This window comes from Ruegeria sp. HKCCA4008 (genome assembly GCF_013033125.1).
Lineage (GTDB): Bacteria > Pseudomonadota > Alphaproteobacteria > Rhodobacterales > Rhodobacteraceae > Ruegeria.
This window is the reverse complement of the sequence record NZ_WQDM01000001.1, coordinates 201,174-223,265: the sequence shown is the minus strand read 5'-3', so window position 1 is coordinate 223,265 and position 22,092 is coordinate 201,174. Positions and strand designations below refer to the sequence as shown.

The following is a 22,092-nucleotide window of genomic DNA, read 5'->3' as shown; positions in this document are numbered from 1 at the left end:
TTGGCAATTGCCACTCAACCGAGCCGTTTGCGAATGCGTCGCACCGAGTACCACACCCCGACGACAACCGGGATCGTAACCGCCGCCGTCAGCATGCCCTTGCTGATGCCCGAGGCCGTCAGCGGATACAAAAGATAGCTGACCAGCGAAACCGCATAATAGCTGATGGCAACCACGGAAAGCCCCTCGACCGTATGTTGCAAGCGCAGTGCCAGATCGGCCCGACGGTCCATGCTTTCCAGCAACGCCTGATTTTGCGCGCTGCGCTCCACATCCACTCTTGTCCGCAGCAACTCACCCGCGCGGATCGCCCGATCCGACAAAGCCTGAAGGCGGCGTTCCGTGGATTTCACGGTGCGAATTGCAGGGTCATATCGGCGCATCATGAAATCAGCGAAATTCTGACCACCCTCGAAACGTTCTTCTCGCAATACTTCGATCCGCTGGTTGACGATGGCCTCATACGCCCCGGTGGCTCCGAAACGGAAAGAACACCGGGCCGACAATGTTTCGAGCTCGATCGACGTTGCCAGCAAATCCTGTAACAGCGCGTCAGGCTGCGTCGAGTTGCCAGTCATCTGCCCCATCAATCGGGTGAGTTGCCCGTCCAGCTCTCCGATACGCGGCATCAGCTGCTTGACGCGCGCGAAACCCAGCATCGACATCGCCTTATACGTTTCAATTTCGCAAAGTCGCTGAATGATCCGTCCCGTCCGGCGCCGTCCGGTGCCCTCGGCCACGAACAAGGCAAAGCGCATGTGACCGGCCGGGTCGATCCGAAAATCACTGGCACAAACTGCGGCATCGTCCAATACCCTGGACACGGCCAGACTTTCCGGCTCGAACCAATCCAGCAGTTTCGACTTCACCACGTCGTCACTGTCGCGCTCAACGACGCGCAACAATACTGATGTAACCCTCTGGCCCGGACTGGCCATCAACCAATCGGGCGGAAAGACCTCAAAGTCAGCCGGATCAAAGGCGCGTTCACTCACATTCTGCGCGATCGCCGTGTAGGTCACGAATTCGGTATGCTGCTCCCACTTCAACCAATGGCGACCAATCTGGCCCGCGTAATGCGTGGCGTCCGGCCGAGGGTGCTGCGCGCCATGGCGATCCAGCAGGTCGATCAAGTGAGCCAAATCCTCACGTCGATCGCGCGCCATGGCGGCCTCGGGCTTTTTGATCGCAAGAAAGACCACCGTACAGGGCATTGACGCGACCGGGAACGGTCGAGCATGCAGTTCATTTGCCAGCGCATAGCGAAGGGGATGGTCGTCTATCGGTGTCATGTATGGCTCCGCCTCGTCACGCGCACTATACGGCACATAATTGATACATCAATTCTCTTTTTATTTCATATACTTACAGGGATACAACGGTATACAACCCTGCTATCTCATTGATTTGGCTGCCACAGCTCGATGGGATTGCCTTCGGGATCATGGATGCGGGCAAATTTTCCAACTTCGCTGTCCCAGTCAGGATTGGTTTCCACCGTGATTCCAGCCTGCTCAAGCTGCGCCGTCAGCGCGCCCAGGTCATCGACACGAAAATTGATCATCCACTGCTGATCGGCCCGTCCGAAATATTCGGTGTCCTCCGCGAATGGCGCAAAGACCGTATAGCCTTCTCGCTGCTTCCAGGGCACGGGGTCATAATGATTGACGCCCAGGTGCTTCTCATACCAGGCGCTCAGCGCTTCAGGGTCGCGGGCGCGAAAGAACACTCCGCCAATACCATTCACTTTCTCCATCCTCGACCTCCTGCCATCTGTGCCTCCCCCCAAGACTACCACACTCCGCCTGCTTCATCTGGCTGGGAATATCCTGGGGGTTTGGGGGCAACGCCCCCATGCACACTCAAAAAGAAAAGGGCGCCCAAAGGCGCCCTTTGCGATCGGATCAAACGCAACGATCAATCGATCATCGGCAGCAGCTTGTCCAGCGACTCCTTGGCGTCGCCGTAGAACATCCGGGTGTTCTCTTTGAAGAACAGCGGGTTTTCGATGCCGGAATACCCGGTGCCCTGACCACGTTTCGAGACAAACACCTGCTTGGCTTTCCAGCATTCCAGAACCGGCATTCCGGCGATGGGGCTGTTGGGATCTTCCTGCGCCGCCGGGTTCACGATGTCGTTCGAACCGATGACGATGGCCACATCGGTGTCCGGAAAGTCGTCGTTGATCTCGTCCATTTCCAGAACGATATCATACGGCACCTTCGCTTCGGCCAGCAAAACGTTCATGTGGCCCGGCAAGCGGCCCGCCACGGGGTGGATTGCGAAACGAACGTTCTTGCCCTTGGCCCGCAGCTTGCGCACCAGTTCGGAAACCGATTGCTGCGCCTGTGCCACGGCCATCCCATAGCCCGGAATGATGATCACGCTGTCTGCGTCGTTCAAAGCCGCAGCAACGCCATCAGCCTCGATGGCGATCTGTTCGCCTTCAACGGCCATTTGTTCGCCCTGCGGGCCACCAAAACCGCCAAGGATCACGCTGACAAAGTGGCGGTTCATCGCCTTGCACATGATGTAGGACAGGATCGCACCAGACGAGCCCACCAGCGCACCGACCACGATCAGCAGGTCGTTGCCCAGCGAGAAACCGATCGCCGCAGCCGCCCAGCCCGAATAGCTGTTCAGCATGGACACAACCACCGGCATGTCGGCGCCGCCGATACCCATGATCAGGTGATAGCCGATGAACAACGCCGCCAGCGTCATCAGGATCAGCGGGAACAGACCCCCTGTCGATGTGTACCAGATCAGGCAGATCAGCGAGAGACCCGCCGCCGCCGCGTTCAGCGCATGGCCACCGGGCAGCTTTGTCGCTGCCGAGGTCACCTTGCCCGCCAACTTGCCATAAGCTACGACCGACCCGGTAAAGGTGATCGCACCGATGAAGATGCCCAGGAACAGTTCCACATGCAGGATTGCCAGCTCAGCCGGGGTTTTCTTGGCAATCAGCTTGGCAAAAGACCCCAGATCGGACAGATCCGCCTGGCTGGCACTGTCCGCAATGGCCATGACCTGTGCCACGTTGCCGATCTCGAAATGCGCGTTGAAGCCAACGAACACGGCCGCAAGACCGACCAGCGAGTGCATCGCCGCAACAAGCTGCGGCATCTCGGTCATCTGCACGCGCTGCGCAACATACTGGCCGATGAAACCACCGCCCGCGATCAGCAGCAGCGACAGCAGCCACAGACCCGAGCCCGGGCCAACCAGCGTGGCGAATACCGCCAGCGCCATACCGACGATGCCATACCAGACCGCGCGCTTGGCGCTTTCCTGGTTCGACAAACCGCCGAGCGAAAGGATGAAAAGGACAGCCGCAACAACATAGGCGGCAGTGGTGAAGCCATAATCCATGTGCCCGGCCTCCTTAAGATTTCTGGAACATGGCGAGCATGCGCCGGGTTACGAGGAAACCGCCGAAGATGTTGATCCCGGCCATGAAGACGGACAGTGCCGCCAGCAGAATGACCAGGAACGACCCCGATCCGATCTGCATCAAAGCCCCGACGATGATGATCGACGAAATCGCGTTGGTGATCGCCATCAGCGGAGTGTGCAGGCTGTGCGCGACGTTCCAGATCACCTGGAAGCCCACAAAGATGGCCAGCACGAAGACGATGAAGTGCTGCATGAAACTGGCCGGAGCGATCAGCCCCACCAGCAGCATCAGCGCGCCCCCGACACCCAACAGGGTGAACTGCTGCTTGGTCTGCGCCTTGAAGGCCGCGATTTCCTGCGCCTTCTTTTCTTCCGGGGTCAGTTCCTTGACCTCGGGCTTTTTCTGCGCCGCGATCGCCTGCACCTTGGGTGGCGGCGGCGGGAAGGTGATCTCACCCTCATAGGTCACTGTCGCGCCGCGGATCACGTCATCTTCCATGTCGTGGTTGATCTGACCGTCCTTTTCAGGCGTCAGATCGGTCATCATGTGACGGATGTTTGTCGCGTACAAAGACGAAGACTGCGCTGCCATCCGGCTGGGGAAGTCGGTATAGCCGATGATGGTCACGCCGTTGGGCGTCACGACCTTTTCGTCCGGCACGGTGCCTTCGACGTTCCCGCCGCGCTCGGCCGCAAGGTCAACGATGACCGAGCCCGGCTTCATTGCCTTGACCATGTCTTCCAGCCACAGCTTTGGCGCCGGACGGTTGGGGATCAGGGCCGTCGTGATGACAATATCCATTTCCGGGGCCAGCTCTCGAAACTTGGCCAGCTGCGCATTGCGGAACTCTTCTGACTGGACGGACGCATACCCACCGGTGGACGCACCATCCTGCTGTTCTTCTTCGAAGTCCAGATAGACGAACTCAGCCCCCATCGATTCGACCTGCTCGGCCACCTCAGGGCGCACGTCGAACGCGTAGGTAATTGCACCCAGCGAGGTCGACGTGCCGATCGCGGCAAGCCCGGCAACACCGGCCCCGACGATCAGAACCTTTGCAGGCGGCACCTTGCCAGCCGCAGTCACCTGACCGGTGAAGAAACGGCCAAAGTTGTTGCCGGCTTCGATCACGGCGCGGTAGCCGGCAATGTTGGCCATCGACGACAACGCGTCCATCTTCTGCGCGCGTGAAATACGCGGCACCATTTCCATGGCGATCACATTTGCGCCTTTGGACTTGGCAAGTTCCATTCCTTCTTCGTTGCCGGCAGGATTGAAGAAGGAAATCAGCGTCTTGCCCTTGGTCAGACGCTTCAGTTCCGTCTCGGTCGGGATACGAACCTTGGCGATGATATCTGCGGCCTTCCAAAGCGATGCCGCGGTCTTGACAACCTCAACGCCCACGGCCTCATACGCCGCGTCCGAAAAACCGGCGGCAGCACCTGCGCCTTTTTCGATCAGGCACTCATAGCCCAGTTTTTGCAGTTGCACGGCCGAGTCCGGTGTCATCGCGACCCGGTTCTCGCCGTCCAGTATTTCCTTTGGCGTGCCTATCTTCACTGGCAGTCCCCCTAATTCTTACTCGGTCTGAGCGGGTGATCGGTATTCTTTGTTAAGCAAAGATGTATCCTGCGCAACATTATTTCGCAAGCGCAGCATTTTTGACGTGATGTCATTGCGGACTCCACCCTAAATCCAGCGCCGTGTCTTGCGTTCGTAACGCGCGAAGTCGGCGCGAAAGGTACGACGCAGGCGGTCTTCTTCCGGTAGGATGAACCGACGCTCCAACACCCAGACGAAGACTGGCACAAGAACCAGGGACAGGACGGCATCAAACCGAAGGACAAGACCCGCAAGAATCAGAACGTCGCCCACATAGATCGGATTGCGACTGCGCTTGTAGATACCGGATTGCACCATCGTTGACGGGGTTTCATGCGGGATGACGGTTGTCTTGTGACGGCGGAACTCGACCACCGCCAGAACAGCCATCAGGATTCCACCTCCGATCAACACCCCGCTCAGAAGATCCGTCAAACCACCCTCAAGCGACAGGCCCAGCTTCAGATATCTGGCCTGCAACCAGGCAAGAGCTGCAAAAGCAATCAACCAAACCGGCGGAACGTCCATCCAGCGCATGCAAAGCCCTCATTGAATGACGACAAGATCCAGCACATGTCGCTTCTGCGCGATGTCCTACCGCTTTTGAGCCAAAATGGCAAAAGACCAGTATGTCGCATCGCATGGACTCATTATCGCGGATCGACTACCTCAATAGCAATCACCGACGTTCACACGAGTTAGCGAGCCTTCATGACTGATTTTGCGGCAACCAAAGCCATGTTCGACCTGCCAGAGGGCGTCATCTATCTGGATGGCAACTCTCTGGGCCCCCTGCCGAAATCAGCCGGTGCCCGAGTGCAACGGATGCTGACGGAAGAATGGGGCCAGATGCTGATCACCGGATGGAACAAGGCTGGTTGGATGGGCCTGCCCACCGCGCTTGGTGACCGGATTGGCCGCCTGATCGGAGCAGAGCCCGGCAGTGTGGTGACCGGAGACACCTTGTCGATCAAGGTCTATCAGGCCGTGGCCTCGGCCCTTGAACTGAATCCGGATCGCAAAGTGGTTCTGTCGGATAACGGCAACTTTCCTTCGGACCTGTATATGGCGGATGGCTTGCTGCGCTCGCTTGGGGACGCGTATGAGTTGCGCGTCGTTGATCCCGAAGCCGTGGCCGGCGCAATCACCGAAGAGGTCGCCGTTCTTATGCTGACCGAGGTAGATTACCGCTCGGGTCGGATGCACGACATGAAGGCGCTGACCGAACTGTCGCATGCCAACGGCGTGATAACGGTCTGGGATCTGGCCCATTCCGCAGGGGCCATCCCCGTGGACCTTTCAGGGTGCAACGCCGATTTCGCGGTCGGGTGTACGTACAAATACCTCAACGGCGGCCCCGGCGCGCCAGCCTTCATCTATGTCGCGCCGAGGTTGGCGGAACGCACACGCCCCGCCCTGTCCGGATGGCTGGGGCACGAAGCGCCGTTTGCCTTCGATCTCGACTACCGCCCCGGCAGCGGCATTGAACGGATGCGGGTGGGAACGCCGCCCATCATCCAGATGACGGCCTTGTCGGCTGCGATGGACATCTGGGATCTGGCGGACATGACCGACGTCCGGGCCAAATCGATTGAACTGACCGAGCTTTTCATAGAACGCGTCGAGGCAACCTGCCCGGATCTGCAACTGGCCAGCCCCCGTGATCCGCAGCAGCGCGGCAGCCAGATCTCGTTCCGTTTCAAGGAAGGGTATGCCGCCATGCAGGCCCTGATCGCCCGTGGCGTGATCGGAGATTTTCGAGCACCCGACATAATGCGGTTCGGCTTTACACCTTTGTATATCGACGAAGGCGATGTCGAACGCGCCGTCGGGATTATGGCCGATATCATGCAGAACCGCCTGTGGGACACGCCCGAATACAGGATCCGTCAGCGCGTTACCTGACTTCGAGTCCGGCGCCGAAAAGCGCCGCGACCTGTGCGACCTGCTGTTCATAGACCTCGGCCCCGGCGCCAATCAGCTTCAGCCCCTTGAGCGTGGCGGTGATCGTCCGACCGATCTCTGCCGCGTCAGCCAGCAGGCGAACCCGGCCCGCCTTTTCCTGTTGCGTCAGCCAGTCCGCATAGAGCGCGGCCAGCTTGGCCTCACCCGCCGCGATGATTTCCGCAGACAGGGATTTTGTGTTGTCGAGGATTTCAAGCCCGTGGGGCGAGGCCAGAATCTTTGCCATCCCCTCGGTCTGCGCCTGAATTGCGCGGGTCAGAACCTCCGGCACGGACCCTTGCGTCGCCAGCGCTTCGGCCACCGCAACGCTCTTTTCGGCATAGTACAGCTCGGTCAGCTTGCTGACGATCGCCTCTTTGTTCTTGTAATGCAGATACACCGCCGGCCGAGACATCCCCGCGCCGCGCGCGATATCGTCCATCGAGGTCTTTCTATACCCATAAGTGGAAAACGCCTGAAACGCCGAGTTCAGGATCGCCTGTTGCCGTGAGCCGTCACCATTGTCTTTCATATCCGAAGCCCTGACATTTTTTGTTCAATTTGTCAATTGACATCCTGACACTTTCGTACAATTATGTCAGAAACCAGCCACAGCAACACGAGGTGCGCCATGGCGACGACCCTGAAGATCAACGGCAAGCAACATCAGGTGGATCTGCCTGATGACGTCCCCCTTCTTTGGGTTCTGCGGGACGAGGTCGGCCTGACCGGCACCAAGTTCGGCTGCGGCGTGGCCGCATGCGGGGCCTGCACCGTGCATATCGATGGCGAGGCCGTGCGCTCGTGCCAGGTGGCGCTGTCGGATGTCTGGGGTGACGTGACCACGATCGAAGGGCTCGGTTCGCCGGACGCGCTGGCCACGATCCAACAGGCCTGGATTGATCATCAGGTCGCACAGTGCGGATACTGCCAGTCGGGCCAGATCATGCAGGCCGCGGCATTGCTGGCGGAAAACCCGGACCCCACTGACGCAGACATCGACGAAGCGATGCAGGGCAACCTGTGCCGCTGCGGCACCTATCCCCTTATCCGCGCAGCAATCCATGACGCGGCATCCAAGCTGAAGGAGGCGTAAGCAATGGCTTCCGTTGGAAAAATCCTCCGCCGTACATTCCTGATCGGCTCTGCCGCGATCGTTGGCGGCGTGGCCTTCGGGGCCTATTACGTGACCCGCCCCGCGGCCAACCCCTTGAAACCCCGGGAAGGCGAGGCAGCGCTGAACCCGTTTGTGCTGATTGACCAGAACGGCGTCACCTTGTTCGCGCCCCGCGCGGAAATGGGTCAGGGGGTCCGAACCACATGGGCCGCGCTGATCGCCGAGGAACTGGATGTCGATCTGGATCAGATCACCGTTCTGCACGGCCCCGCAGCGGCGGCCTATTACAATTCGGCCCTTGTGGGCGAAGGGTTGCCGAACAAGGGATACGATATCTCGAATTTCCAGCACAATCTGGGCGAGGCGCTGGGTGTTCTGGGCAAGACGCTCAGCCTGCAAGTCACCGGTGGCTCGACCTCGATGAAAGATGGGTTCGACCGGATGCGGCAAGCCGGTGCTTCGGCCCGTGAAACACTCAAACGCGCTGCCGCAGACCGGTTGGGCGTCGATCCTTCGGATCTGAAAACGGCGTCAGGCCATGTCATTGCCCCCAACGGCGACAAGATCGCCTATTCAATGCTTGCCGAGGATGCCGCCGGGCTGGAACCGGTTGAGGTACCGTTGCGAGACCCGTCTGAATGGCACTATCTGGGCCGAAGCCAACCGCGTCTCGACATGGTGGGAAAGGCGACGGGCACCGCTGAATTCGGCGTCGATGTCCGCCTGCCCGGCATGAAATTCGCCAGCGTGCGAATGAACCCCAAACTGGGCGGCGCGATGAACGGCTTTGACGATAGCGCCGCAAGATCCATGCCCGGGGTTGAGAAGGTCGTCGATCTGGGCACAGGCGTGGCCGTGATCGCAAGCAACACATGGTTGGCCAACCAGGCAGTCGAGGCCATTGATGTCGATTGGGGCGACGCGCCCTATCCGCCGGAAACCGAAGAGATCTTTGCCAGGATCGCCGAGGCGTTTGACGACGCACCGAATTCGACCATGCGCGACGACGGCGATGTCAGCGCAAGCCCGGAGAACGCCACTGAAATCACCGCCGAGTATCGCGTGCCCTATCTGGCCCATGCAACGATGGAGCCAATGAATGCCACCGCGCTCTACACGGGAAATGCGTTGGAACTCTGGTGCGGCAACCAGGCCCCCACACTGATTCAGTTCCGCGTTGCCAACACTGCCGGTCTGGATACCGAAGCCGTCCAAATCCACACCACCTATCTGGGTGGCGGGTTTGGTCGCAGGGGCGAACTGGATTTCGGCGAAATCGCAACCAAGGTTGCCATGGCCATGCCCGGCACACCGGTTCAGACAACCTGGAGCCGCGAAGAGGACATGCGTCACGACTATTTCCGCCCCGGCGCCATCGCCCGGATGCGCGGCGCGGTTCAGGACGGCAAGGCCGTGCTCATTGACGGGAAGGTCGCGGCCCAATCTCCGACCCAACAGGCGGTCGAGCGCTACACCGGGTTCCCCGGCGGCGGTCCTGACAAGGTGCTGGTCGAAGGTTTCTTCAACCAGCCCTACGCGGTACCCAATTACCGCATGAGCGGCCACATTGCCGATTTGGCTGTTCCCGTGGGGTTCTGGCGTTCGGTCGGCAACAGCCATAACGGCTTTTTTCACGAGACATTCATGGATGAGATGGCTCATGCCGCAGGCCGTGACCCGCTGGAGTTCCGGCTGGACCTGATGAAGAACGAACACGCGCCGTCGGCGGGATGTTTGGAAGCGGTGAAGGAAATGTCAGGCTGGACGGGTCAGACGACCGAAGGCGTCGGCCGGGGCGTGGCCTTCACATACAGCTTCGGCACCCCGGTGGCCCAGGTCATCGAAGTGGTCGACGAAGACGGCACCATCCGCATCAGCAAGGCCTGGATTGCCTGCGACATGGGGCTGGCGCTGGACCCGGAAAACGTCAAGGCACAGATGTTCGGCGGCATGATTTACGGCCTGTCTGCCGCATGTTTTGGCGAGATCACCTTTGCGGAAGGCGAAGTCGAGCAGTTCAACTTCCCCGACTATGACGCGATGCGGATGCACACAGCCCCGCAGGTCGAGGTGCGCGTGCTGGAAACCAATCGGCATATGGGTGGTGCGGGCGAGCCCGGAACACCGCCTTCGATGCCGGCACTTGGCAATGCGCTTTTCGACCTGACGGGCAAGCGCGCACGTTCCCTTCCGCTGATCAATCAGTTCAACCTATTGATCTGATCGTCTTGGCGCCGCCTTTTGACTTGAGGCGGCGCTTTCCTTTTTCGCCCCTTGAGGATCAGAAGCTGACAGAAAGAAAAATGGACGCTTCGGTCGTATCCAAATCATCTTCGAACAAACTCAGATATCCCAGTGTCGCCTCGACAAAAACGGCCTCACTCGCGCGCGCGCGCACCCCCACGCGCGATGCCCAAGTCAAGTCGGTCTGCGATCCAGCGCCTAATCCAACATTTTCACGGTCGAACCAGTAGGTCGCGCTCAGCGTCGCAAACGGAGACACAATCGATCGCGAAGTGACAAATGGCCTGCTGATTTCCAACTCAGGTGTTAAGGCGCTGTAACTCGCTGAAGCAACTTCGCCAACTATGTTGACCGGAACACCTGCCACAGTGCCGCTCAGATCATAGTCTTCTGCGCTGTAGTTGTAATAGTCATAGGCAATCGACGGACGTAACAGGAAATTCCCGGCCTCGTACTGACCGATCGCCTCCAGATTGGCTCGCCACCGGGTCCGGTCGAAATCGCCACTTAACCCCAGCACGTTCACATCCGTCGAAAACTCGCCGAAGGTCGCCAGTCCATTCAGCACCCATCTCTCGGACATGCGCCAGGCAAAATAGGGTCCCGCAGCAAGCCCTTTAGTGTCTTGTCTGAATTGACCCTGAAAGCCTTCGACATCAAGGTTTTCATATTCAACCTGAAATCCAACGACCAAGTCCGGCCTGACAAGCCTGTCGAACCCCGCCGCGAAATAGTTGTCATTTATGTCGACTTCTCTGACCCCGCGCGTGTCTTCGATTTCGGTATAGGTGAAATCTGTCCATACATTCCATGTGGACGGCGGCGCGAGATCTCGGCCTTCGGTCAAAGGAGGGCCCACAATAGGAGCAGTAACAGAGGGATCACATAATGCCGCGTCTAATTTACCCGTCGCTGCGTCAACACACTCAACACCGACAGCGTATACCCCGTCAGCAGCACTTTGTGGTCGAGTACGAGGTATAGCGGCCGCAGTTCCACCTCCGGCAAAACCACCACCAGAGCCACCGGAACCGCCACCGGAGCCACCAGAACCACCTCCACCAACGGAGCCACCTGAACTTCCACCGCCGCCAAAGCCGCCACCGGAGCCGCCTGAGCCCCCTCCACCGCCAAAGCCGCCGCCAGAGCCACCTGAACCGCCTCCGCCGCCAAAGCCGCCGCCAGAACCACCTGAACCGCCTCCACCGCCAAAGCCGCCGCCAGAGCCACCTGAACCGCCTCCGCCGCCAAAGCCGCCACCAGAGCCACCTGAACCGCCACCACCGCCAAAGCCGCCACCAGAGCCACCTGAACCGCCACCGGAGCCGCCTCCGCCACCACCTCCACCGGGCAAGCTCCAGTTTCTCTGTTGGTTTTGAGTATCGATCAGGCAATCCTTGCCATTTGGCGCTCCACCGATTTCGAACAATCGGTGCACTCCACCATTTCCGTTAGAGACAAAGGGTGAAAAGCTTAGATGAACGCCTCTGCGAGACTTGTTCCACGTGTCCACCGTTGTGTTGCCTTGCGCGGCTTCCAAACGAAAACCGCCTTGCTCAGTCGCAGACAACCAAACGGAGGATGCTGAATCACGCGTGCGTCCGATGTAGAGCAACTCACCTAAAGAACCACACTGCTGCGCCATCACTTCAGCTGCGAAACCGGAAGTTGCTAAAAATGTCGCTGCGAGAAACCTAACTGAACACAGTCGTCTTTGGGTTGATCCTTGCATATCTCAATCTCGCACCGTTTCGTGGCATCGGGGGCAAGCATTCAGACCTGCTGGCGGATAAACAAGGGTATTGGGCTCGTCTCATAAACAATTATTCGAATGTTGCGATTCAGAGACGGGGAGTCGAGGGCAGCCCGCTGGCGCCGGTCAAGCAGATTGCCTTAGCCTTGCAGAACGATTTCTACAATTCCAGTTTCTAACCGCATCGCCGAAGGCTTCGAACAGGGGGCGAGAGACCGGGTCATTGATCGCGTCCCATTCCGGGTGCCATTGAACCGACAGGGTAAAGCCGGGCGCATCCTTGATGTAAATCGCCTCGGGCGTCCCGTCCGGTGCATGGCCATCAATGACCACGCGCTGCCCAATCGTTTTGATGCCCTGACCGTGCAAGGTGTTGGTCATGACCTCGGTTGCGCCGAACAGTTTGTGGAAAACGCCGCCGTTTTCCAGTGTCACCACGTGGCGCAGGGCAAACTTTTCCTCCAGGGTTCCATCGGGCGGCATCCGGTGGTTCATCCGCCCCGGCAGATCGCGGATCTCGGGATAAAGCGTTCCGCCCATGGCAACGTTGACTTCCTGAAACCCCCGGCAGATGCCCAAAAACGGCTGTCCCCTTTCAACGCAGGCGCGAACCAGCGGCAGAGTTATGGCGTCTCGTGCCCGGTCGAATTCGCCATGGGCATCGGTTGCAGGTTCCCCGTATTCTTCCGGGTGCACATTCGGGCGACCGCCGGTCAGCAAAAAGCCGTCACAGACCTCCAGCAACTCATCGACCGACACGTAACGCGGATCTGCGGGTATCAATAACGGAAGACATCCTGACACGTTGGCCACGGCATCCGAATTCATCGTTCCCCCAGCATGTGTGGGGTATTGATCGTTCATGAGGTACGAGTTGCCGATGATACCGACGACAGGCCGAGACATTCCGCTTTCCCTGCTGTTGTTGTGCCTGTCAAGGAAGCTAGCGGCAGCGGTTTTAACGTGCAAGAATACACGCCCTGCATGAAAGCGCAGGGACGTGTTCGAAGACGCACTGTACGTTCTGGTCTGCCCAGCTTAATTGGAAAAACTTTCCAACAAACAGCTACGCGGGGGAATAATTTCCCCACTCAGATCGAAAGACGTATAAATACAACGCTCTTGTTAAATCTCACCGATCAGGCCGGCTGCCTCAATTCCCGCCATTGCGGCCAGCGCATCATTGTCTGATGTATCTCCGGTAACCCCAACGGCGCCGATCACGGCCCCCTTGCGATCACGCAACAGCACGCCACCCGGAACAGGCACGACCTGACCACCATAGACGCCATTTACCGAGGCCATGAAATAGGCCTGTGTTTCGGCGCGTTGCATCTGCGCAGTGCCCGCCATTCCCAGCATGACCGATCCATAGGCCTTGCCCTGCGCAATCCCGAACCGACCCGGTGCTGCACCATCCTCGCGCTCGAACGCAATGACATGCCCGCCGGCGTCCAGAACCACGACGGAGAGCGGCTTAAACTCCATCTCTCGGCCCTTTTCCAGGGTTTTGCGGATGATGGTGCGGGCCTTGCGTAGGGAAACTGACATCTGAAGGTCCTCTCGTCAGATTGAAGTTCGACAAAGCCCACAAACGATCGGTCTGTGGGCTTTTTTCGGTGTTATCTTTGGCTGGCTTTCAATTCCAGACGGCGCGCATGTAGGACCGGCTCGGTATAGCCCGAGGGCTGAACCCGGCCCTTGAACACCAGATCGCATGCGGCCTGAAAGGCGATACCGTCAAATCCCGGCGCCATCGGTGTATAATTCGGATCGTCTTCATTCTGGCGATCCACGACAGCGGCCATCTTTTGCAGTGCGGCCATAACCTGAGCTTCATCCACGATGCTGTGATGCAGCCAATTGGCCAGTGCCTGCGACGAAATCCGGCACGTCGCGCGGTCTTCCATCAGGCCGACATCGTTGATGTCGGGCACCTTGGAACAGCCCACGCCCTGATCGACCCAACGCACGACATAGCCGAGGATACCCTGCGCATTGTTTTCAAGTTCACGCGTGATTTCCTCGTCACTCAGATTGCGCCCAGCCAGCAAGGGGATGGTCAACAGATCCTTCAACGTACCACGTGCGCCGCCTGCGGCCAGCTCGTCCTGACGGGCCAGCACATCGACCTTGTGGTAATGCGTTGCGTGCAGGGTCGCGGCCGTGGGCGACGGCACCCAGGCACATGTCGCTCCAGCCATCGGATGGCCGATCTTGGCCTCAAGCATATCGCCCATGCGATCCGGCATGGCCCACATGCCCTTGCCGATCTGCGCCTTGCCCTTCAAGCCACAGGCCAAACCAATATCGACATTGCGATCTTCATAGGCCGCAATCCATGGCGTATTCTTGATGTCGCCCTTGGGCAGCATCGGACCGGCCTCCATCGAGGTATGAATTTCATCGCCTGTCCTGTCCAAGAAACCCGTATTGATAAAGGCGACCCGTGATTTTGCGGCGCGAATGCACTCTTTGAGGTTGACCGAGGTGCGGCGTTCCTCATCCATGATGCCCAGTTTCACCGTGTTGCGCGGCAGGCCCAGAATGTCTTCGACCATGTCGAATATCTCGACCGAGAACGCGACTTCCTCGGGTCCGTGCATCTTGGGCTTCACCACATAGACAGAGCCCTCGACAGAATTGCCCCCGTCTTGCTTCAGGTCGTGCATGGCGATCAGGGTGGTGCACAGAGCATCCATAAGGCCTTCGCCGATCTCGCGCCCTTCTGCGTCAAGCACGGCCGGGTTGGTCATCAGGTGACCCACGTTGCGCACGAGCATCAGCGACCGGCCTTTCAGCTTGGCCTGATCACCCGACGGAGTGATAAAGCTCAGGTCCTCGGCCAGTTTCCGAGTGAACGTGGTGCCGCCCTTGGTGACCTCTTCGGTCAGGTCGCCTTTCATGAGGCCCAACCAGTTGCCATAGGCCACAACCTTGTCTGCAGCATCGACGCAGGCAACCGAATCTTCGCAATCCATGATGGTGGACAGCGCGGATTCCAGCCGGACATCCGCGATGCCCGCGGGATCGGTCGCGCCTATGTTGCTTGTGGGGTCGATCATGATCTGGATGTGCAGACCGTTGTTTTTCAACAGCACAAAGTCGGGCTTGTCTGCCGAACCGCCAAACCCGGCAAATTGGGCGGGATCGCCCAGCGCAGGGGTCAGCGCACCGTCGGTGATACCCAATTCGGTGACATCCGCCCATGATCCCGACGCCAGAGGCACGGCATCATCCAGAAACGCCTTGGCCCATGCGATCACCCGCGCGCCGCGCGCCGCATCATAGCCACCGCTTGCCGGCAGATCCCCCATTGCATCCGTTCCGTACAGCGCATCATAAAGGCTGCCCCAGCGCGCGTTGGCCGCGTTCAGGGCAAAGCGTGCATTGGTAATCGGAACAACCAGTTGCGGGCCCGGGGTCAGGGCGATCTCGGGGTCGACATTGGCCGTTTCAATCTGGAATTCGTCGCCTTCTTCGCCCAGATACCCGATCTCTTTCAGGAAAGCCTCATATTCAGCGGCATCGGTGTTCTGCCCCTTTCGGGACATGTGCCACCCATCGATGCGGCTTTGGATCTCGGCCCGTTTGGCCAGCAGCTCACGGTTTTTCGGCCCCAGTTCGTTCACCATCCGCGCCATGCCGGCCCAGAACTTCTGCGAAGAGACGCCCGTGCCCGGCAGCGCCTGCGTCTCGATGAACTCAGCCAAAACCGGATCGATCTGCAGTCCGCTCAGGGTCTGTCTGTCCGTCATATTCCTGCTCTCCTGCGATTGTGCGCCATTGTATGCACTGTGACTTAGGCGGAAAGTTTCCGATAGGCAACTTTCATCCCGTCATTTGGGGCTTTCGCTTCGGCTTGAAGCTGTTTCAAAAACCTCAAGGCAATGGCGGGGCCGGTTGCAGCGCCGGAACGAAGCCCCTAACGTCGCGCCAGTCCCGAACAGATACGAGGCCCAAGATGCGCGACGCTGCCCCTACCACGATCTACCTGAAAGACTACACACCGTTTGGCTATCTGGTGGACAGCGTGCACCTGACCTTTGATCTGGACGCGCACGCCACGCGCGTCACCTCGCGCACTGCGTTCCGGCCCAATCCTGACGCCACTGACCGCACATTCTTTCTGCATGGGGAAGAACTGAAACTGATCCGCGCCGCCATTGACGGGGCCGAGATCACGCCGGATGTGACCGATAGAGGACTAACCGCAGATGTCCCGGACGCGCCGTTCCTGTGGGAAGCCGAGGTCGAAATCGACCCCGGAAACAACACCGCGCTGGAAGGTCTGTACATGTCGAACGGCATGTACTGCACCCAGTGCGAGGCCGAGGGGTTCCGCAAGATCACCTTCTATCCCGACCGTCCCGACGTGATGTCCACGTTCACCGTTCGGATCAATGGCGACCTGCCGGTTCTGCTGTCGAACGGCAACCCGTCGGGCAAGGGCGATGGCTGGGCCGAATGGGTCGATCCATGGCCCAAACCCGCCTATCTGTTCGCTCTGGTCGCCGGAGACCTGATCGCACATCCCGGTCAGTTCACCACCAGGTCAGGTCGCACCGTCGAACTGAATCTCTGGGTCCGTCCCGGAGACGAGGGGAAATGCGCTTTCGGCATGGAGGCGTTGAAGAAGTCGATGAAATGGGACGAGGATGTCTATGGCCGTGAATACGATCTGGACGTCTTCAACATCGTCGCCGTCGATGACTTCAACATGGGCGCTATGGAAAACAAGGGGCTGAACATCTTCAACTCGTCGGCCGTTCTCGCCAGTCCCGAAACTTCGACCGACGCCAATTTCGAACGGATCGAGGCGATCATCGCGCATGAGTATTTCCACAACTGGACCGGCAACCGCATCACCTGCCGCGACTGGTTCCAGCTGTGCCTCAAGGAAGGTCTGACAGTTTTCCGGGATGCGCAATTCACCTCCGACATGCGCTCGGCCCCGGTGAAACGCATCCACGACGCCATAGACCTGCGTGCCCGGCAGTTCCCCGAGGACAACGGTCCGTTGTCGCATCCAGTGCGGCCAGAAAGCTTTCAGGAGATCAACAACTTCTACACCGCCACCGTCTATGAGAAGGGTGCCGAGGTGATCGGCATGCTGAAACGGTTGGTCGGGGATGCGGCCTATGCCAAGGCGCTTGATCTGTATTTTGAACGCCATGACGGTCAGGCCTGCACGATCGAGGACTGGCTGAAGGTTTTCGAAGACACCACCGGGCGCGATCTGACACAATTCAAACGTTGGTACAGCCAGTCGGGCACGCCGCGCATCAGGGTCCAGGAAGCCTGGGCCGACGGCACCTATACACTTACGCTGAAACAGCGAACCGATCCCACACCGGGACAGGAGGAGAAACTGCCTCAGGTCATACCGGTTGCAGTTGGCCTGCTTGGGCCCAACGGCGATGAGGTTCGCGCGACCGAAGTGCTGGAACTGACGCAGGCCGAACAAAGCTTTGCGTTCACTGGCCTGGCGGCAAAACCCACAGCATCGATCCTGCGCGATTTCTCGGCACCTGTCATTCTGGAACATGACCAGTCGAACGCGGAACGCGCGTTTCTTCTGGCGCATGACACGGACCCGTTCAACCGTTGGCAGGCAGGACGGGATCTGGCGCAGGACACCCTGATGCGGATGATCCTTCAGGATGCGGCGCCGGATACCGATTACCTTGACGGATTGTTGACTGTGCTGCGCAATGACGAACTGGACCCGGCCTATCGTGCGTTGATGCTGGGATTGCCGACACAATCGGAATTGGCAGCGGCCCTGCATGACCGTGGCCACACACCCGACCCCATGGCGATCTGGGCCGCGGTGGAAACGTTGCGGCAGGCAACTGCCCAGAATGTACAGGATTTGCTGCCTCGCCTGCACAGTGAGGCTTTGGTGGACGGCCCCTACAGCCCAGACGCCGAGCAGTCCGGCAAACGGGCACTTGGCAGCGCCGCGCTGGCACTGACCTCTCGTCTGGACGGCGGGGCGATGGCGGCCGAGGTGTACGACAAGGCAGACAACATGACATTGCAACTGACTGCATTGTCTTGCCTTTTACGCGCCCGCAAGGGTGAGGCGCAGCTGGAGGCCTTCTCCGACCAGTGGCAGCATGACAGGCTGGTCATGGACAAGTGGTTTGGCCTGCAAGTCGCGATGGCAGCACCCGAAGCGACGCCCGCAATTGCCGCGACCCTGACCGAACATTCCGATTTCAACTGGAAAAACCCGAACAGGTTCCGCGCCGTCATGGGGGCCTTGGCGATGAACCACGCAGGGTTCCACCAACCAGATGGCGCCGGATACGCCCTGCTGGCCGACTGGCTGATCCGTCTGGACCCGGTGAACCCACAGACCACGGCCCGAATGTGCTCGGCGTTCCAGACCTGGAAACGGTATGATCCGGATCGTCAGGCCCTGATGCGTGCGCAGCTTTCCCGCATCGCGGAAACACCGAATCTGTCGCGGGACACGACCGAAATGGTGTCCCGCATCCTCGGCGCATGACGCCTTACAGCTTTGCCCGCAGCAACCGAAATTTGCGAACGCTGGCCATCTTGGCCGGTGTTTATGCGGCGTTGCTGGCGCTGGTTGTCCTGTTTGACGCGGCCTGGTGGATCGCGGGGCTGCTGTCTTTGGCCACGCTGCCCGCAGTTTGGGACGTGGTTCAGAACACCAGCGCGGGCATGCAACTGGATCAGAATGCGCTAAGCTGGTTCACGGGGAACCGGCAGGCAGAGGTCGCGCTGCGCGACATCGACCATTTCCGGTTTGACACCCGTTTGGATTTCTCGGTTCGAGTGTCGATTGTTTTGCATTCCGGCAAACGAATCCGTCTGCCGGATGAGTCGCTTCCGGCGCATCTGGATTTGGAAACCCTTCTGAAACAAGCCGGATTTCGCGTAGAACGGCATCATTTCACTGTTTTCTGAAACACTGGACCTTTGAGGGGCGAATTGGACACAAAAGAAAGAAATTAATAGGCAATTTACTTGATTTGAACCCGATATCCCGCCAGACTTCGGTGTCAGTTATACGTTTTTACAGTTTTGAGTATCGCCATGTTTCGGTCGCTAAGGGCACTGTTCGCCCCATCCACAGCTACTCCTACAAATGCTTCAGCAGACCTGTGCGCGACGAAATCCGCGCTTGCGGCCGCCTTGCCAGAGCAGGGTCAGCTCAATATTCCCGTTGCAAAACCCGACCGCGATGATCTGGTCGGACATTCCACGATCGCACATGGCCGCTACCTCGCCCGGCAGGACCGCTGGGCAGAGCTGTCGCAGGAAATGCGCGTGGCTGATCAGGATCGCGCCGCCGTTGCAGATGGTATGCCGGTGGCCGATCTGCTGGCGTTCGGTGCCAGGTCTGACGTTGTTCTGGCCGCTGAACATGCGCTTTCGGATGGCGCGGCCATCTTGGATTACGACCTGTTGGGGGGCATCTCGGAACTTGAAGGCGAGATGGCGGACAACCCTGAAGACCCGATGATCGCCACCGTCGTTGCCCTTGCCCATATCGATCTGGCGTGGGCATGGCGTGGAACGGCCTCGGACGCGACGCTGCCACCTTTGCATCGGTCACGCTGCGCCGCGCATTTCGACCGGGCCGCAGCAATCCTGCCCAAATGCAGAAAGGATGCTCCCGACAGCCCCCTGATTGCAGCGACCGGATGTGCGCTGCTGGCTGGTCAACGCAAATCCAACGCGCGGGTGGCCGAAGAATATGAACGGCTGATCACGCTGGATCCATGTAATCAGCGCCACATGCGCGCGATGGGCAGCCACCTTCTGCCCCGGTGGTTCGGCAGCTACGAAGAGCTGGAGCTGCAAGCCTTGCGTACAGCCGCCAGGACACAGGATATCTGGGGCGCGGGCGGATACACATGGGTTCAGTTCGACGCCATTGCATTGGACGAAGAGGCCTGTGCCCGCGTCGATATCGAGTATTTCCTTGAAGGTCTGCGCGATATCCTGCGCCTGCGGCCCGATCAGCAGATGATCAACATGCTGTCATCCTACTGCGCGATCACTGTCCAGAACGGATTTGGCCTGAACGATCAGGCCGACCTTGTCCGTTCGCAGATGCGCGACACGGCAAACCGGCTTATCCGCGATCACCTGACGGAATTGCACCCGTTGATCTGGGCGCATGCGGCCAACGGTTTCAACAATTCCGTCCGCATAAACTCTCCCGAACGATTTGCAGCACGCGGTCAGCGCGATGCCTTGCGCGCCATCTCGGATCTGTTCCGGGAAGAACTGCGCAGCGGAATGGATGTGACATTCACACCGTCGGGCCTGCGGTTTTCCCAGAACTGAACACGACAGGATTCCCCCTTGCCCCTAGGCCCTGCCGGGCCTAATACGCAGGCTTAGACTTCTGCGGAAATGAGGCGCGCCATGCTCGATCTGACATACGAAATGCCCAAACCCAAAACCATTGCCGGGGCCAAGCACGATTGGGAACTGGTGATCGGGATGGAGGTGCATGCTCAGGTCTCATCCAATGCCAAGCTGTTTTCGGGTGCATCCACCCAATTCGGGGCCGAGCCGAATTCAAACGTGGCCTTCGTGGACGCGGCGATGCCGGGGATGCTGCCGGTGATCAATGAATACTGCGTGGAACAGGCCGTGCGCACCGGGCTGGGCCTGAAAGCGGATATCAATCTGAAATCGGCCTTTGACCGCAAGAATTATTTCTACCCCGACCTGCCGCAAGGGTATCAGATTTCCCAGCTCTACCACCCCATCGTGGGTGAAGGCGAAGTGCTGGTCGAACTGGGCGACGGTACCGCGCGAAAGGTGCGGATCGAGCGTATCCACATGGAGCAGGACGCGGGTAAGTCGATCCACGACATGGATCCGCATATGTCCTTCGTCGACCTGAACCGCACCGGTGTCTGCCTAATGGAGATCGTCAGCCGCCCCGACATCCGCGGGCCGGAAGAGGCCGCGGCCTATATCGCCAAGCTGCGCCAGATCATGCGTTATCTGGGTACCTGCGACGGCAACATGCAGAACGGCAACCTGCGGGCCGATGTGAACGTCTCGATCTGTTTGCCCGGCGCCTATGAGAAGTATCAGGAAACACAGGATTTTTCGCATCTGGGCACGCGCTGCGAGATCAAGAACATGAACTCGATGCGCTTCATTCAGCAAGCGATCGAGGTCGAAGCCCGTCGTCAGATCGCCATCGTCGAGGCCGGCGGCGAGGTCGAGCAGGAAACGCGTCTGTACGATCCGGACAAGGGTGAAACCCGTTCGATGCGGTCCAAGGAAGAAGCGCATGATTACCGCTATTTCCCCGACCCCGACCTGCTGCCACTGGAAATCGAGCAAGCCTGGGTCGATGATATCGCCGCCAGGCTGCCCGAGCTGCCCGACGAGAAAAAGGCGCGTTTCATCAATGACTTCGGCCTGACCGACTATGACGCATCCGTGCTGACCGCCGAGGTCGAATCCGCCGCCTATTTCGAGGAAGTGGCCAAGGGCCGCAACGGAAAACTGGCGGCGAACTGGGTCATCAATGAGCTGTTCGGCCGCCTGAAGAAAGACGACCGCGACATCACCGACTCGCCGGTTTCGCCCGCGCAGCTGGGCGGGATCATCGACCTGATCGCCTCGGACGCGATTTCGGGCAAGATCGCCAAGGAGCTGTTCGAGATCGTCTATACCGAAGGCGGCGACCCGGCGCAGATCGTCGAGAAACGCGGCATGAAGCAGGTGACCGACACCGGCGCGATCGAGGCCGCGCTGGACGAGATCATCGCCGCCAACCCGGCGCAGGTCGAGAAGGCCAAGGTGAACCCGAAACTGGCGGGCTGGTTCGTGGGTCAGGTCATGAAAGCCACCGGCGGCAAGGCGAACCCGAAGGCCGTCAACGAACTGGTCAGCAAAAAGCTGGGCTCGTAAACCTTTCGTTTTGTACAAGCCTGCCGGCAATCTTTGGCGGGTTTGTACAATCCGGTTTCTCACGAAATCTTAAAACTTGGGGTCAAGCCATCGGCTTGACTTCCTGCTGTT

General features: G+C 59.3%; 18 protein-coding genes. 7 read left to right on the top strand and 11 right to left on the bottom strand.

Annotated elements, in window-relative coordinates:
• Positions 1-14: 14 nt before the first annotated feature.
• The 5 genes from GOW60_RS01100 to GOW60_RS01080 all read right to left on the bottom strand — a co-directional run bounded on the left by GOW60_RS01100 (position 15) and on the right by GOW60_RS01080 (position 5,536).
• Complete coding sequence (locus GOW60_RS01100) at positions 15-1,292, bottom strand: DUF3422 family protein (RefSeq protein WP_171227930.1); 1,278 nt, start codon at positions 1,290-1,292, stop codon at positions 15-17.
• Positions 1,293-1,399: 107 nt separating this feature from the next.
• On the bottom strand, positions 1,400-1,756 hold the full coding sequence (locus GOW60_RS01095; RefSeq protein WP_171227929.1) for a VOC family protein: 357 nt from the start codon (positions 1,754-1,756) through the stop codon (positions 1,400-1,402).
• Positions 1,757-1,917: 161 nt separating this feature from the next.
• Positions 1,918-3,372: an NAD(P)(+) transhydrogenase (Re/Si-specific) subunit beta gene (locus GOW60_RS01090; RefSeq protein ID WP_152458621.1), complete on the bottom strand. Its 1,455-nt coding sequence runs from the start codon at positions 3,370-3,372 to the stop codon at positions 1,918-1,920.
• A 13-nt stretch (positions 3,373-3,385) separates the two neighbouring features.
• Positions 3,386-4,957, bottom strand: coding sequence for a Re/Si-specific NAD(P)(+) transhydrogenase subunit alpha (locus GOW60_RS01085; protein ID WP_171205444.1), 1,572 nt, complete (start codon positions 4,955-4,957; stop codon positions 3,386-3,388).
• A gap of 129 nt (positions 4,958-5,086) precedes the next feature.
• Entirely contained in the window at positions 5,087-5,536 is a 450-nt protein-coding gene (locus tag GOW60_RS01080) for an isoprenylcysteine carboxylmethyltransferase family protein (protein ID WP_171227928.1), read from the bottom strand.
• Positions 5,537-5,710: 174 nt separating this feature from the next.
• Between GOW60_RS01080 and kynU the strand changes: the two genes are divergently transcribed.
• Entirely contained in the window at positions 5,711-6,904 is a 1,194-nt protein-coding gene (gene kynU, locus GOW60_RS01075) for a kynureninase (protein WP_171227927.1), read from the top strand.
• On the opposite strand, the gene GOW60_RS01070 is transcribed toward kynU, so the two are convergent.
• Positions 6,897-7,475, bottom strand: coding sequence for a TetR/AcrR family transcriptional regulator (locus GOW60_RS01070; protein WP_171227926.1), 579 nt, complete (start codon positions 7,473-7,475; stop codon positions 6,897-6,899). The two genes, kynU and GOW60_RS01070, sit on opposite strands and share 8 nt — an antisense overlap.
• A 99-nt stretch (positions 7,476-7,574) precedes the next feature.
• Between GOW60_RS01070 and GOW60_RS01065 the strand changes: the two genes are divergently transcribed.
• Together GOW60_RS01065 and GOW60_RS01060 are read left to right on the top strand one after the other, a co-directional pair.
• Positions 7,575-8,039 carry a (2Fe-2S)-binding protein gene (locus GOW60_RS01065; protein ID WP_152458626.1) on the top strand — a complete coding sequence of 155 codons (465 nt, stop codon included), beginning with the start codon at positions 7,575-7,577 and terminating at the stop codon, positions 8,037-8,039.
• Between the two features lie 3 nt (positions 8,040-8,042).
• Entirely contained in the window at positions 8,043-10,283 is a 2,241-nt protein-coding gene (locus GOW60_RS01060; RefSeq protein WP_171227925.1) for a xanthine dehydrogenase family protein molybdopterin-binding subunit, read from the top strand.
• Positions 10,284-10,341: 58 nt separating this feature from the next.
• On the opposite strand, the gene GOW60_RS01055 is transcribed toward GOW60_RS01060, so the two are convergent.
• The 5 genes from GOW60_RS01055 to GOW60_RS01035 form a co-directional block, all read right to left on the bottom strand.
• Positions 10,342-11,151, bottom strand: coding sequence for an autotransporter outer membrane beta-barrel domain-containing protein (locus GOW60_RS01055; RefSeq protein ID WP_171227924.1), 810 nt, complete (start codon positions 11,149-11,151; stop codon positions 10,342-10,344).
• A 50-nt stretch (positions 11,152-11,201) separates the two neighbouring features.
• Positions 11,202-11,651, bottom strand: coding sequence for a hypothetical protein (locus GOW60_RS01050; RefSeq protein WP_171227923.1), 450 nt, complete (start codon positions 11,649-11,651; stop codon positions 11,202-11,204).
• A 532-nt stretch (positions 11,652-12,183) separates the two neighbouring features.
• Positions 12,184-12,963 (bottom strand): gamma-glutamyl-gamma-aminobutyrate hydrolase family protein, encoded by a 780-nt coding sequence (locus tag GOW60_RS01045; protein WP_171227922.1) that lies wholly within the window; start codon positions 12,961-12,963, stop codon positions 12,184-12,186.
• Positions 12,964-13,182: 219 nt separating this feature from the next.
• Complete coding sequence (locus GOW60_RS01040) at positions 13,183-13,608, bottom strand: heme-binding protein (RefSeq protein ID WP_171227921.1); 426 nt, start codon at positions 13,606-13,608, stop codon at positions 13,183-13,185.
• Between the two features lie 71 nt (positions 13,609-13,679).
• Positions 13,680-15,815, bottom strand: coding sequence for a malate synthase G (locus tag GOW60_RS01035; protein WP_171227920.1), 2,136 nt, complete (start codon positions 15,813-15,815; stop codon positions 13,680-13,682).
• Positions 15,816-16,021: 206 nt separating this feature from the next.
• Here GOW60_RS01035 and pepN point away from each other — a divergent pair, with 206 nt between their 5' ends.
• From pepN to gatB, 4 genes are all read left to right on the top strand, one after another.
• Positions 16,022-18,574: an aminopeptidase N gene (gene pepN, locus GOW60_RS01030; protein ID WP_171227919.1), complete on the top strand. Its 2,553-nt coding sequence runs from the start codon at positions 16,022-16,024 to the stop codon at positions 18,572-18,574.
• Positions 18,571-18,999 carry a hypothetical protein gene (locus tag GOW60_RS01025; RefSeq protein WP_171227918.1) on the top strand — a complete coding sequence of 143 codons (429 nt, stop codon included), beginning with the start codon at positions 18,571-18,573 and terminating at the stop codon, positions 18,997-18,999. The genes pepN and GOW60_RS01025 overlap by 4 nt, the downstream gene beginning before the upstream one ends.
• Before the next feature lie 129 nt (positions 19,000-19,128).
• A complete protein-coding gene (locus tag GOW60_RS01020; protein WP_254443806.1) occupies positions 19,129-20,388 on the top strand; it encodes a hypothetical protein in 1,260 nt (419 codons plus the stop codon).
• Positions 20,389-20,469: 81 nt separating this feature from the next.
• The gene (gene gatB, locus GOW60_RS01015; protein ID WP_171227917.1) at positions 20,470-21,981 is read left to right on the top strand and encodes an Asp-tRNA(Asn)/Glu-tRNA(Gln) amidotransferase subunit GatB; all 1,512 of its coding nucleotides are present in this window, start codon (positions 20,470-20,472) and stop codon (positions 21,979-21,981) included.
• Positions 21,982-22,092 lie beyond the last annotated feature (111 nt).